Here is a 13,443-nt window from a genome sequence, read left to right as displayed (position 1 = left end):
CCGTTGCGTTGATGCTGGCTGGTAGTGCTCTTGTTGTAATGGCTCAGACCAGCGCATCGTCGCCCCCCTCCACGGGTTCCTCAGCGCCGGTACAGGCGACGACCCCTACGCCAGCGCCTGCGCCGGCCCCGGCAGCTTCCGCGTCGGCACCGCCGTCCACGACGCCGATCGAGGCCAGGGTGGCCATGTGCATTGGCTGCCACGGCATTCCGGGGTACCAGGCCACCTTCCCCGAGGTGTACAAGGTGCCGATGATTGCGGGCCAGAACGCCAAGTACATCAGTGCGGCGCTGACAGCCTATGCCAAGGGCGAGCGCAAGCACCCGACGATGCGCGGCATCGCCCTGTCACTCACCGAGCAGGACATCGCGGACATCTCCACCTATTACGAGCAACAGGCCAAGGTGGCGCCGGTGGAAGCCCCCATCGCCCCGCCAGCGGACATCAAGGCGCTGCTGGACAAGGGTGTCTGCATCAGCTGCCACGGCGCCAACTTCAACAAACCCATCGACGGCAGCTATCCCAAGATCGCCGGCCAGCATCCGGACTATCTGTATGCCTCGCTGAAGGCCTACCAAACCGAAGGCCGCCCGTACGTGGGCCGTGGCAACGCCATCATGGCGGCGCAGGTGAAGCAGTTCAGCCACGCTGAACTCAAGGCTTTAGGGAAATATTTGGCAAGCTTGCCTGGCGAACTGCGCACTGTTCCTCAATCCAAATTCCGGTGACCAAGATTTCGGATAAATTGCAAGTCAGGTTCTTGTCACCCTGTTAGGTGACAACCATCTGAAAAGAACCGCCCCGCCCGGGCGGTTTTTTTTTGCGTTGTTTCTGTTTTTGTAGGCCTTTTTGGGGAGCGTTACGAGGAGGACGCCATACTGTGTTGCCCTGGTCGAAGCCTCCCATGCTCAAAAAGATTCCCACCGCTCAGGTTTGTTTAGGCATGTACTTGCATGGCCTCGAAGGGTCATGGCTGTCGCATCCTTTTTGGAAAACCAAGTTCGTGTTGACGGACCCGGCCGACCTCAAGGCGCTGCATATCAGTGGCGTGCCGTTCTGCTGGATCGACTCATCCAAGGGGGCGGATGTCGGTGGCGCTACGCCGGCCCCGGCACCTGTACCGGCTGCTGCGGCCGCCGCAGTGCCAGAGCCTGAACCTGTCCCCGAGGCGGCGCCTGAAGCGCCTGCAGTGATCAGGTCGGAGCCGCCGCTGTCTCTGGACACGCAGCCGGCCACGATGGGCGAGGAGCTGGAGCGGGCCACCCAGGTGGTCAACAAGTCCAAGCGTGCGGTGATGAGCCTCTTCAACGAGGCCCGTCTGGGCAAGGCGGTGGATGCGGAGCAATGCCTGCCCCTGGTGGAAGAAGTGGCCAGTTCCGTGGTGCGTAATCCGTCGGCCTTGATCAGCCTGGCGCGGCTCAAGACCAAGGACGACTACACCTACATGCATTCGGTGGCGGTGTGTGCGCTGATGGTGTCGTTGTCGCGGCAGCTGGGGCTGGACGAAGCCACGACCCGGGAGGCGGGCCTGGCGGGCCTGTTGCACGACGTGGGCAAGATGGCCATGCCGCTGGATGTGCTGAACAAGCCGGGCGCGCTGACCGATGCGGAATTCGACATCATGCGCGGGCACCCGGCGCGTGGATACGAGATGCTGAAAGATGGCACGGCGGTGCCCGAATCGGCGCTGGACGTGGCCTTGCATCATCACGAGAAGATGGACGGCACGGGTTATCCGAAGAAGCTGGCGGGGGAGGCGATCAGCCTCATGTCCCGCATGGGTGCCGTGTGTGATGTGTATGACGCCATCACGTCCAACCGCCCTTACAAGACTGCATGGGATCCGGCGTCGTCGCTGGCGCGCATGGCGCAGTGGAAGGGTCATTTCGACCCGCGCATCTTCCAGGCCTTCGTCAAGTGTGTGGGCATCTACCCGGTGGGCACCTTGGTGAAGCTGCAGTCGGGCCGTCTGGCGGTGGTGCTGGACCAGAACACCACGGCGCTCACCGCGCCGCGTGTGCGGGTCTTTTATTCCACCAAGTCGCAGATGCCCATCCCGACGCAGGTGGTGGACTTGTCTGCTGCTGCTGCGGGGGACCGCATCATTGGCCGGGAAGATCCAGCGACCTGGGGCTTCCAGCGCCTGGATGAACTCTGGCAGACCGCGTGATTGCGGACCTCCAGCCCCGGCCCGGTTCTGAATCGGACGCCTTGCCCCCCAAGGAATGGCTGGCCCGGCTGAAGGCCGACTACCGGGTGGATCGTGGCCGTTGTGTGGTGAGCCATGAGCACCAGGGGCCGCTGCGCCTGCTCAAGAGCCTGTATCCGGAGGGCGACGGCTTGTGTCACAGCGTGCTGGTGCATCCGCCCAGTGGGCTGGTGGGGGGCGACACGCTGGACATTCAGCTGACGCTGGCGCCGGCGGCGCATGCCTTGATCACCACGCCGGGAGCGACTCGTTTCTACCGGAGCCCGCAGGGTGCGGCGGCGACCCAGCGGGTGGCGGCACGGCTTGAGGCGGGCGCCCGGCTGGAGTGGTTGCCGCTGGAGGCGATTGCCTATCCGGGCTGCGAGGCCTTCAACGAGGCCCGTTTCGACCTGGCGCCTGGCGCCGAGCTGCTGGCCTGGGACATGACCGCGCTGGGCCTGCCGGGCGCAGGCCAGCCCTTTGATCATGGCCGTTTCACCCAGCACCTGGCGTTGCCGGGGCGTTGGCTGGAGCGAGGCACCCTGGACGCCAAGGATGGATTGCTGATGGATGGTGACCTGGGCCTGGCGGGCCAACGCTGCATGGGCACCCTGATTTTCGCGACGGGCGAGGCCATTCCCAGGGAGCGCCGCGAGCTGGCACTGGACGCGGTCCGAACGATTCTGGAAGCGAGCGCGCTGCAAAAGATGGCGGGCGCCACTGCGGCCCAGGACAACGTGCTCGTCATCCGTGTCTTGGCGCCCGTGGTGGAACCGGTTTTTAATCTCTTGAAGTCCTGCTGGGCCACCTGGCGCCATGAACTGTGGGACTTGCCGGCCACCCCGCCGAGACTTTGGTCGATGTAACAAGGGCGAGGCCCCTGGCCATCCGTGAGGTATTTCACACCCGAATACACCACCCAAAAAAAATGCCACGCAACTTACGTCGCATGGCGTTCTCGCATCGGTGTCTCGGGGCGTAGCGAGCGGAGCTCAGACTAGGCGGACGGAGCGGAGGAACCGGAGCGTACTTGGGTACGTGAGGATTCCGAGCACCGCCCAACGACGGCTGAGCTTCGCGCAGTAGCCCTTGCTCAGAGCCAGGAGTGGCCGGCGGCGCGGCGGAGGGACTCGGCAAACGCCGGCCGCGCCACATCCTGTTCCCGGGCCGCAGCCAGCATCGCCGCACGCAGCCGACGCTCGCCAATCACGCTCACCGCCGTCTGGACCAACTGACCCAGTTCCATGGCGATGTTGACCACCCGTTCGGCTGCCTGGCTGGCGATGCCGGCACGCACTGCATCCGCAGGCATGACTTGCAGGGGGGCATCGAAACTTTGGGTGTACATGACGGTTCCTTGGTGTGGACCCGGGCACCTGCCGCAGATCCGATGTCGAGATATTGGGGTATCTACGTAGTTATTCCTAATTGAGAAGCGGAATCGGGTCATCACTGAGGCGAATGCCCCCCGGCGTGGGCTTAGGATCGGGTCTCATGAACACGCCCCGTCCGGTCAACTTCCGAAACCTGGATCTCAACCTGCTGCGCGTCTTCGACGTGGTCATGGAAGAGCGCCATGTCACCCGTGCGGCGCACCGGCTGTCCATCACCCAGCCGGCAGTCAGCAATGCGCTGCGGCGGCTGCGTGAAGCGACGAACGAAGAGCTGTTCATCCCCACCCCGACCGGCGTGGCGCCGACACCGCATGCGCTGGCGTTGTGGCCCACCATCCGCACGGCGCTGTCCAGCCTGCAGGATGCGCTGGCGCCGCAGGCCTTCGACCCCCGCGAAGCAGACAACACCATCAGCTTCACCCTGGCGATGGCGGATGCCACGGCGGCCCTCATGGTGCCCGCCCTGGCCAGGCGCTTCCTGGCGGACGGCGTGCATGTGGGCCTGCGCATCGTGCCGCTGACCACGCGGGACCCCCGGGAAATGCTGGAGCAGGGCCGGGCGGACGTGGCCATCGGCTTCTTTCCCGACATCGGCACGCTGATGAGCCAGCCGGGCGGCGAAGCCTTCCGCCGGGCGGCCCTGTATGTCAGCAAATACCTGTGCGTAATGCGGCGGGACCATCCCCTGGCCGCGCCCGAGGCGCTGACCCTGGACGGCTACTGCGCCGCCCAGCACCTGCGCGTGAGCTTTGCAGGCCGGCCGCATGGCTTCGTGGATGACGCGCTGCAGGCCCTGGGCCGCCAGCGCACCGTGGCCATCACGGTGAACAGCTTCTTCACCGGGGGGATGGCGGTGCAGCAGTCGGACCTGCTGACCGTGCTGCCCAACAGCTTCATCCCCGCGACCGGTATTTCCAGCCTGCTGGCCAGCCGGGAGCTGCCCTTCAAGCTGCCCCACATCGACATCAGCCAGGTCTGGCATGTGCGCCATGAGCTGGATGCGGCGCAGCGATGGCTGCGTCAGATGCTGTCGGAGGCGGGCGAGCAAGTGCGCGCCGGCACGCCGACGATGCCGGTGCTGCAATAGCCCGCGCAGGGCCTTGGGAGCCCGTGCATCACGCCTCGGCTCGCGGGAGTGATGCAGCGCTTCCCTAAATCGCCACCAGCCCGCGGATGTCCGGTTGCTGCATGGCGGCCCGGTCGCCCCGCGCGATCACGCTGCCGCGCTCCAGCACGAGGAACTCGTCCGCCAGTTCGGCGGCGAAGTCGTAGTACTGCTCGCACAGCAGGATGGCCACGGGGTGGCCGTCCAGTCCCTCATCGGCCAGGCGGCGGATGACGCGGCCGATGTCCTTGATGATGCTGGGCTGGATGCCCTCGGTGGGCTCGTCAAGGATCAGCAGCCGGGGTGAGGACGCCAGCGCCCGCGCAATGGCCAGCTGTTGCTGCTGGCCGCCGGAGAGATCACCACCGCGGCGGCGCAGCATCTGCTTGAGCACCGGAAACAGCTCGTAGAGATGGGTGGGGACAGGCGTGCCGCCCGGCTTGCTGGCCAGGCCCATGCGCAGGTTCTCTTCCACCGTCAGCCGCGCGAAGATCTCGCGCCCTTGCGGCACATAGCCGATGCCGGCGCGGGCGCGCTGGTAAGGCGTGGCGCGGGTGATGTCTTCACCGGCCAGGCGCACGCTGCCGGAACGCACCGGCACCAGCCCCATCAGGCTCTTGAGCAGACTGGTCTTGCCCACGCCGTTGCGCCCCAGCAGCACGGTGATGCGGCCCGGGTTGGCGCTGACCGACACATCACGCAGGATGTGCGAACCGCCGTAATACTGGTTGATGCCTTCAGCGCTCAACATCTGGGTGTCCATGTCTGTCCTTGCGATGCCTGCGCGCGCGTTCATCGGCCGAGATAGGTCTCGATGACCCGTTCGTCAGCCTGCACCTGCGCGAGCGTGCCTTCGGCCAGCACCGAGCCTTCGGCCAGTACGGTGACCTTCTCGGCGATGGTGTCGATGAAACCCATGTCGTGTTCCACCACGATGATGCTGTGCTGCCCCTTGAGGGTCAGGATGAGTTCGGCCGTGCGTTCCGTCTCCTGGTCGGTCATGCCGGCCACCGGTTCATCCAGCAGCAGCAGGCGAGGGTCCTGCACCAGCAGCATGCCGATCTCCAGCCACTGCTTCTGGCCATGGCTGAGCAGGCCCGCCTTGCGTGCCAACTGGTCGGCCAGGCGGATGAGGACCAGCACCTCGGCCAGCCGGTCTTTCTGCGCGCCGGTGAGGTGGCCCCAGACGGACGCGCGCAGGCTGCGGGAACCCTGGATGGCCAGTTCCAGGTTCTCATAGACGGACAGCGCTTCGAAGACGGTGGGGCGCTGGAACTTGCGACCGATGCCCAGTTGCGCAATTTCGGCCTCGCTGTGGCGCAGCAGGTTGATGGTGCCGCCGAAGAACACAGTGCCGCTGTTGGGCCGGGTCTTGCCGGTGATGATGTCCATCATCGTGGTCTTGCCGGCGCCGTTGGGGCCGATGATGCAGCGCAGTTCACCGGGGGCAATGTCGATGGACAGGTGATTGATCGCCTTGAAGCCGTCGAAGCTGACGTTGACGTCTTCCAGGTAGAGGATGCGGCCATGGGTCAGGTCCAACTGGCCGGGCTGCACGACACGGCCATAACCGGGGCCGCTCGCGCTGCGGACCTGGTGGGCCTCGCGGGCATGGCGCAGACGCTCGGCGCCCTGTTCCATCAACTCCGGGTTCATGCGGCCTCCTTGCCGTCGCCGCGCGGGCGGCGCAGATGGCGCAGCCGTTGCACGAGGCCGGCGATTCCGTCCGGCATAAAGAGCGTCACCGCGACGAACAGAGCGCCCAGGACGTACAGCCAGAATTCCGGCGCCACCTGGGTCAACCAGCTCTTGGCCCCGTTGACCGCGAAGGCGCCGGCAATGGGGCCGGCGAGGGTGCCGCGTCCGCCCACGGCGGCCCAGATGGCGATCTCGATGGAATTGGCCACGCTCATTTCGCTGGGGTTGATGATGCCGACCTGCGGCACGTAGAGCGCGCCGGCCACGCCACACAGCAGGGCAGACAGCACCCAGGCGGCCAGCTTGTAGGGCAGGGGCGAATAACCGCAGAACATCAGGCGCGATTCCGCGTCCCGGATGGCACCCAGCACCCGGCCGAACTTGGCGCGGGTGAGCCAGCGCAAGCCCAGGTAGGCACCCACCAGCGCCAGGGCGCTCATGACGAACAGCACCATGCGCATGCCGGGCGTGGTGATGGTGAGGCCCAGGATGCGCTTGAAGTCGGTGAAGCCGTTGTTGCCGCCGAAGCCGGTTTCATTGCGGAAGAACAGCAGCATGGCGGCGTAGGTCATGGCCTGCGTGATGATGGAGAAGTACACGCCCTGAATGCGGGAGCGGAAGGCGAAGAAGCCGAACACGAAAGCGATGGCACCGGGGACCAGCAGGATGAGCACGAGGGTGGCGATGAAGCTGTCGCTGAGCGTCCAGTGCCAGGGCAGGGTTTTCCAGTCGAGGAACACCATGAAGTCGGGCAGGCTGCTGCGGTACTGCCCGTCGGTGCCGATCTGGCGCATGAGGTACATGCCCATCACGTAGCCGCCCAACGCAAAGTACAGGCCGTGGCCCAGCGAGAGGATGCCGGTGAAACCCCAGATCAGGTCCATGGCCAGGGCGCACAGGGCGTAGCAGCAGAATTTGCCCAGCAGGCTGACCCAGTAGCCGTCGAGGTGCAGCGGGTGATCGCTCGGCAAGGCCAGGTTGAGGGTGGGCACCAGCACGCAGGCCACAAGAACGGCCAGGGCCAGGCCGACCCAGCCACCGCGGCTGAGCAGGGCGGGTGGGCTGGGAAGGGTGACGGTGGAGACGACGGTACTGTTCATCGGGTTCTCACGGCGAAGAGGCCTTGGGGTCGCTTCTGGATGAAGACGATGATGAAGACCAGCACGGCAATCTTGGCCAGCACGGCGCCGACGACCCCCTCCAGCGCCTTGTTGGCCAGGCCCAGGCCGAGCGCGGCGAGCACGGTGCCGGCGAGCTGGCCGACGCCACCGAGCACCACCACCATGAAGGCATCCACGATGTAGCTCTGGCCGAGGTCGGGGCCCACATTGCCGACCTGGCTGAGCGCACAGCCGGCCAGGCCAGCGAGGCCGGAGCCCAGGGCAAACGCGTAGGTATCGATGCGCGCGGTGGGCACGCCCATGCAGGAGGCGATGGGCCGGTTCTGGGTGACGGCGCGCACGAACAGGCCGAGCCGGGTGCGGGCGATCAGCAGGGCCATGCCGCCCAGCACGGCAACGGCGAACACGATGATGACGAGGCGGTTCGTAGGCAGTGCCAGGCCGGGCAAAAGCTTGAGCGAGCCGCCCAGCCAGCCGGGGCTTTCCACGGCAACGTTCTGGGCGCCGAAGAGGCTGCGCACCGCCTGCATGAGCACCAGGCTGAGGCCCCAGGTGGCAAGCAGCGTTTCCAGCGGGCGGCCGTAGAGCCAGCGCAGGACGGTTCGTTCGAGCAGAGCACCGACGAGGGCGGAAGCGAGGAACGCGGCAGGCACGGCCACCACCAGGTAGGCGCCGAACCAGGTGGGCGGCAACCACTGGCGAAAGGCCACCTGCACGAGGTAGGTGGCGTAGGCGCCGATCATCATCAGCTCGCCATGGGCCATGTTGATCACACCCATGAGGCCGTAGGTGATGGCCAGCCCCAGGGCGACCAGCAGCAGGATGCTGGCCAGGCTGATGCCGGTGAACACGGCGCCGATGCGTTCGCCCCAGGCGAGGGTGGATTCGACCTGGGACAGGGAATGACGAAGTGCAGCCTGGACGGCGGGGTCCTGCTCCTCGGCCAGGCGCTGGTTGAGCAGGAGCCGGGTTTCCGGGCTGTGGGATTCGCCCAGAAGCCGGGCGGCCTGCAGGCGTTTGGTGGTGTCGGTGCTGGCGGCCAGCGCGGCCGCGTGGGTGAGCTGCAGGGCTTCCTTGACGGCATCGTCCTTTTCGGTGGCGATGGCGTGTTCCAGCATCGCCGCCCGGGATTCATCCACGCCGGCATCCAGCAGGGCACGGGCGGCCGCCAGCCGCTCCTGCTTGTCGCTGCTGGCGAGCTTGAGGGCGGCGATGGCCCCGTCCAGCTCCGCGCGCAGGCGGTTGTTGAGCATCACGTCTTCCACCCCGTCGGTGAGCGGCGCGACTTTGTCTCCCGTGGCGGCATCGGTGAGGTCTTCACCCGTGGCGATGAGCACGCGGGTGCCGTTGGCGATCTTCAGCCGCTCTTCGCTGAGTGCCTGGAGGACGGTCTGCGTCCTGCTGTCGGGGTGGGTGACGGCGGCGTTGATGGCGGCGATCCGGTCATCCGTTTCGCCTTGTGCCATGGCCAGCGCCTGTTGCTGGGTGATGGCCTGGACGGACGTGCAGGTGGCCATTCCCAGCAACAGGCTCGTGAGGACGCTGCGGGTCCAAGCCGTGGGTGAATGCATCGTGTCCTCGCGCCGCATGGCGACCGGGGCCGCCCCTGATGCCGGAGAGTGGCGGGGCGGAGGGCTGTGCGGATGTAAAGAAGGGAGTGGCTGGCGCCCCGGCCCGCCGCATTCCAGCGGCGGGGGCGAGGGGTTTATTTCTTCGCCGGTTCGTCGGGCTTGGACTCATTGCCCGCGATGTACGGGCTCCAGGGCTTGGCCTTCACGGGCGCGGGTGTCTTCCACACCACGTTGAACTGGCCATCCGCGCGGATCTCGCCAATGAATACCGACTTGTGCAGATGGTGGTTCTTCTCGTCCATCTTGGATGTGATCCCCGACGGTGCGCTGAAGGTCTGCCCCGCCATGGCGGCGGTCACCTTGTCCACATCCGTGCTCTTGGCCTTCTCCACCGCCTGCTTCCACATGTTGATGCCGATGTAGGTGGCCTCCATCGGATCGTTGGTCAGCGGCTTGTCCTTGTGGCCGGGAATGTTGTGCGCCTTGGCATAGGCGGACCACTTCTTGATGAACGCATCGTTCGTCGGGTTCTTGATGGACATGAAGTAGTTCCACGCCGCCAGGTGCCCCACCAGCGGCTTGGTATCCACGCCGCGCAGTTCTTCCTCGCCCACCGAGAACGCCACCACCGGCACGTCCTTCGCCTTCAGGCCGGCATTGCCCAGCTCCTTGTAGAAGGGAACATTGGAGTCACCATTGATGGTCGACACCACCGCCGTCTTCCCACCTGCCGAGAACTTCTTGATGTCGGCCACGATGGTCTGATAGTCGCTGTGGCCAAACGGCGTGTACTTCTCGTCGATGTCGGCGTCCTTCACACCCTTGCTGTGCAGATAGGCGCGCAGGATCTTGTTGGTCGTGCGTGGGTACACGTAGTCGGTACCCAGCAGCACCCAGCGCTTCGCGCCGCCACCGTCCTTGCTCATCAGGTAGTCCACCGCCGGAATCGCCTGCTGGTTCGGCGCCGCACCTGTGTAGAACACGTTCTTGCTCAGTTCCTCACCCTCATACTGCACCGGGTAGAACAGCAGCCCGTTGAGCTCTTCCACCACCGGCAGCACCGACTTGCGCGACACCGACGTCCAGCAGCCGAAGATCACCGCCACCTTGTCCTGCGTCAGCAACTGGCGGGTCTTCTCCGCAAACAGCGGCCAGTTCGACGCCGGATCCACCACCACCGGCTCCAGCTTCTTGCCCAGGACGCCGCCCTTGGCATTGATTTCCTCGATCGCCATCAGCACGGTGTCCTTCAACACCGTCTCCGAAATGGCCATGGTGCCGGACAGGCTGTGCAGCACACCCACCTTGATGGTGTCGGCAGCCAGGGCGGGCAGGGCCGTCAGGCTGAGACCGGCCAAGGCGCTGGCGGCGGCCAGCAGCTTGACGGCGTGACGACGGGACGACGGTGCTCGTGCAGACATGAAGAAGCTCCAGGGGTAGATGGTGTCCGGATGCTAGGGAGCCCGCGCCCGGGGTCATATACGGCGGATGGCGTACAGGCAGAACCCTTGGGAGCCTCTCCATCTTCGCGCAGCCGCTGCACCTCATGCTTTGGTGACTCGCTGTAACACCTGTGCAACAAGACCGGTGCACCCGCGCGGCGCCTGCTGCGTTGAGGCAACAATCCGACCACTCGATATCTTGGAGGTCCCTTGATCGCTGTTTTCAATTCCCCCGGCCCGCTTGGCCCGTTGGGTCCCCTGAGCCTTTGGCTGCGCCGCTGCCTGCTGGTGGCCCTGAGCCTGCTGACCGCCTCCGCCGCCTGGGCGCGCAACGACGACGATGGCGCCTGGCAGATCGTCCATGCCCGCTACGGCACCGGCGAGCGCAACATCGACGTCACCGGCCGCCTCAAAGAACTGGCGCGCGCCGACCGTCGCTTCAAGCTGACCAACGAGCTCTTCCGCCAGGACCCCGCCGTGGGCCAGCGCAAGACCCTGCGCATCTTTGCCAAGGGCCGCAATGGTGATGTCCGTACCTTCGATTACCGCGAGGGTGATTGGGTGGACGGCAACAATTTCACCGGCTGGGGTGGTGGCAACTGGGGTGACAACAACTGGAACGGTGGCTGGGAAGGCCCCCGCCCAGGCCATGCCAACAACAACGACCGCGACGATGACGGCAACTGGGCCATCCTGCAGGCCCGCTACGGCACGCCGGACCGCAACATCGACGTGACCGGCCGGCTGAAGGAACTGGCCCGCGCCGACCGCCGCTTCAAGCTGGCCAACCAGCTCTTCCGTGAGGACCCGGCCGTGGGCCAGCGCAAGACGCTGCGCATCATCGCCAAGGGCCGCAACGGCGAAGTCCGCAACTTCGACTATCGCGAAGGCGACTGGGTGGACGGCGGCGACTTCACCGGCTGGGGCCGCGGCAGCTGGGGCGATAGCAACTGGAATGGTGGATGGGATGGCCGTCCCGGTGCCGGCCATCAGCCGCCCCCGCCGCCCCCGCCCGCGGACAACCGTTTGACCATCGTCCGTGCCACCTACGGCGCCGGTAGCCGCCAGGCCGATGTCACTGCCCGCGTCCGCAATGTCAGCCGTGGCAACGCGCTCATCATCCCGGTGGACAACAAGCTGGTGGACCGCGATCCCGCCGTGGGCGACCGCAAGACCCTGCGCGTGTACTACTTGTTCGGCCGTGGCCCGGAACGCGTCGCCGAAGCGCGCGAAGGCGAGATCCTGCGCGTCACGCCCTGACGCCAGCGAGCGGGTGAAACCCTGATCAATTCAGGGTATGTGCCAGCTTGGGGCGGTTGTTTCATGTGAACCTTGTGTCGGTTGCAGATGACTTATGGGGCATGCAACCACACCTCACTCCCATCGCGGGCGCTGTGGCGCCCACCCCGGAAGTCCGTGTCGTTATCGACGCGGACCACCTTCGTCACCACCCTGACGCCGAGTCGACATCGAGAACGCCGACGCCGGTCTTCGAACCAACGGTGGCTCAGGAATTCCGCTTGCGGCAACGCCTGCTCCAGGAGGAGGCTGCGCGCCAATGCGACCCGGAAGATGTCCGACGGGTGGCCTCACTGTTGATGCAGGCTTCGCCCCATGGTGCGCATGGTGCGCATGGCGCGAGGGCCGCAGAGGAGGTCCAGATCGAGATCGACTGCGGGCTGGATGTGCAGCGCGTCATCGACCCTTACCTGCGCGATGGCAACATCAAAGTGCTTCCCGATGAGGTGCGTGATGCCGTCCAGGCACGGGTGCAAGAGATGCCCGGGCAAGGCGGCGTCAGTGGCCGCCTCATGGCGTTGCTGGACGCGTTGAACGGGCTCTCGGCCCGCCTCGATACCCATGGCGCCTCTCGCGCAGTGCTCAACTTCGGCCACACGAGCCTGCGGTCCCTCGGTTCCGTCGGCCTGACCACAGCTGCCCGACTGGCGGTAGGCCGGGCCTTGGACCTGGCCATGCAGCAGGGTACTTCGGAGCTGGTGCGCACAATCATCGGCGCGGGGATGATGGCGCTGCCGGTGGTTGGCCAAGCCGTGCTGCTGGCCCGTGACGAGATGGCCGGCAACGCCACGCAGTATTCGCGCGCCACGCGGGTGGTGCTGATGGGTTTGTCTGTCGGCGTGGGCGGCCTGGCCCTGGGTACCGGTACGCTGACCAACCCCGGTCTGCGGATGGCGGAGGTGGTGCTGTATCCGCTGCTGCGCGATTCCATGCAGGCGGTGTTTCCCATGATTTCAGACCCCGACAGCAGCCCGACCCCGCGCTCGCTGGTGGCGGCCGGGACGGCCTACGCCGCCAACCAGCTCGGCGTCAGCCGGGCATTTGTGGCGGCCCCTGACCTGGGGCCCGGGGGGGTGATCCCCACTGGGGTGGTTGTCCGGAGCCTGGCCAATGCGGCGGGGGAATCGGTCGACCTCATGTCGCTGCTCTACGCCAACCACGTTGGCTGCCATGGGACCGCCACCACACCGCGCCTGCGCATTGGCCGCGACAGCCTGAGGGAGGCGGTGCGTACGCCGCTGTTCTGGGACACCGCGACTGCGCGCGGTTGCTTTGTCTCCGCCTTCAACCAGCTCTACGACACGCTGTTGTCCGATCACATGCTGCCACGTGCCCTGGCCGCCTCCCTCGACAGCGACAAAGCCACTATGGTGGCCGACTGGGCGACCGAGGCGATTGCCGCCGGCTTGACGATTGCCACCTATCCGTTCTGGACCGATCCCTTGGCTCAACGTGACGCTTTGCCGGAACGCCAGATGGAAGAGGGTCGCATCGGCCTCGACGAGGGTACGCCGGCGGACCAGACGGTCGCCTCCGCTCACAACAGCATGACCGAGCTCGAGTACGTCGACGAAACCACACCGCGCGAGACGCAGGTCTGAGGCTGGTACAGGCCGCCGCAGTGG

General features: G+C 66.1%; 12 protein-coding genes. 6 read left to right on the top strand and 6 right to left on the bottom strand.

Translation table 11 applies throughout. From position 1 onward, the window contains the following. The first annotated feature begins 38 nt into the window (after positions 1 to 38). From BMY53_RS03655 to BMY53_RS03645, 3 genes are all read left to right on the top strand, one after another. Positions 39 to 728: a c-type cytochrome gene (locus tag BMY53_RS03655; protein WP_092943637.1), complete on the top strand. Its 690-nt coding sequence runs from the start codon at positions 39 to 41 to the stop codon at positions 726 to 728. A gap of 176 nt (positions 729 to 904) precedes the next feature. Next, complete coding sequence (locus tag BMY53_RS03650; protein WP_092943635.1) at positions 905 to 2,170, top strand: cyclic di-GMP phosphodiesterase; 1,266 nt, start codon at positions 905 to 907, stop codon at positions 2,168 to 2,170. Continuing rightward, complete coding sequence (locus BMY53_RS03645) at positions 2,167 to 3,054, top strand: urease accessory protein UreD (protein WP_255370009.1); 888 nt, start codon at positions 2,167 to 2,169, stop codon at positions 3,052 to 3,054. Before BMY53_RS03650 ends, BMY53_RS03645 begins: the two co-directional genes overlap by 4 nt. A 227-nt stretch (positions 3,055 to 3,281) precedes the next feature. Here the strand turns inward: BMY53_RS03645 and BMY53_RS03640 are convergent, their stop codons facing one another. Then, positions 3,282 to 3,536, bottom strand: coding sequence for a hypothetical protein (locus BMY53_RS03640; protein ID WP_092943633.1), 255 nt, complete (start codon positions 3,534 to 3,536; stop codon positions 3,282 to 3,284). 146 nt (positions 3,537 to 3,682) lie between these two features. Between BMY53_RS03640 and BMY53_RS03635 the strand changes: the two genes are divergently transcribed. Next, the gene (locus tag BMY53_RS03635; RefSeq protein WP_092943631.1) at positions 3,683 to 4,669 is read left to right on the top strand and encodes a LysR family transcriptional regulator; all 987 of its coding nucleotides are present in this window, start codon (positions 3,683 to 3,685) and stop codon (positions 4,667 to 4,669) included. Positions 4,670 to 4,733: 64 nt separating this feature from the next. On the opposite strand, the gene urtE is transcribed toward BMY53_RS03635, so the two are convergent. The 5 genes from urtE to urtA all read right to left on the bottom strand — a co-directional run bounded on the left by urtE (position 4,734) and on the right by urtA (position 10,498). Further along, complete coding sequence (gene urtE, locus BMY53_RS03630; protein WP_092943816.1) at positions 4,734 to 5,438, bottom strand: urea ABC transporter ATP-binding subunit UrtE; 705 nt, start codon at positions 5,436 to 5,438, stop codon at positions 4,734 to 4,736. A gap of 41 nt (positions 5,439 to 5,479) precedes the next feature. Beyond that, on the bottom strand, positions 5,480 to 6,343 hold the full coding sequence (urtD, locus tag BMY53_RS03625) for an urea ABC transporter ATP-binding protein UrtD (protein ID WP_092943629.1): 864 nt from the start codon (positions 6,341 to 6,343) through the stop codon (positions 5,480 to 5,482). Then, the gene (gene urtC, locus BMY53_RS03620) at positions 6,340 to 7,485 is read right to left on the bottom strand and encodes an urea ABC transporter permease subunit UrtC (RefSeq protein WP_092943627.1); all 1,146 of its coding nucleotides are present in this window, start codon (positions 7,483 to 7,485) and stop codon (positions 6,340 to 6,342) included. The genes urtD and urtC overlap by 4 nt, the downstream gene beginning before the upstream one ends. After that, positions 7,482 to 9,023: an urea ABC transporter permease subunit UrtB gene (gene urtB / locus BMY53_RS03615; RefSeq protein ID WP_255370008.1), complete on the bottom strand. Its 1,542-nt coding sequence runs from the start codon at positions 9,021 to 9,023 to the stop codon at positions 7,482 to 7,484. Before urtB ends, urtC begins: the two co-directional genes overlap by 4 nt. Positions 9,024 to 9,211: 188 nt before the next feature. Beyond that, complete coding sequence (gene urtA / locus BMY53_RS03610) at positions 9,212 to 10,498, bottom strand: urea ABC transporter substrate-binding protein (RefSeq protein ID WP_092943625.1); 1,287 nt, start codon at positions 10,496 to 10,498, stop codon at positions 9,212 to 9,214. Between the two features lie 231 nt (positions 10,499 to 10,729). Between urtA and BMY53_RS03605 the strand changes: the two genes are divergently transcribed. Together BMY53_RS03605 and BMY53_RS03600 are read left to right on the top strand one after the other, a co-directional pair. Then, complete coding sequence (locus BMY53_RS03605) at positions 10,730 to 11,779, top strand: hypothetical protein (RefSeq protein ID WP_143073904.1); 1,050 nt, start codon at positions 10,730 to 10,732, stop codon at positions 11,777 to 11,779. 101 nt (positions 11,780 to 11,880) lie between these two features. Beyond that, positions 11,881 to 13,419, top strand: coding sequence for a hypothetical protein (locus BMY53_RS03600; protein ID WP_143073903.1), 1,539 nt, complete (start codon positions 11,881 to 11,883; stop codon positions 13,417 to 13,419). Positions 13,420 to 13,443: the final 24 nt, after the last annotated feature.

Source organism: Roseateles sp. YR242 (genome assembly GCF_900109745.1).
Taxonomy (GTDB): domain Bacteria; phylum Pseudomonadota; class Gammaproteobacteria; order Burkholderiales; family Burkholderiaceae_C; genus Roseateles.
Note: the sequence above shows the minus strand (reverse complement) of the source record. Positions and strands in the feature narration are given on the sequence as shown.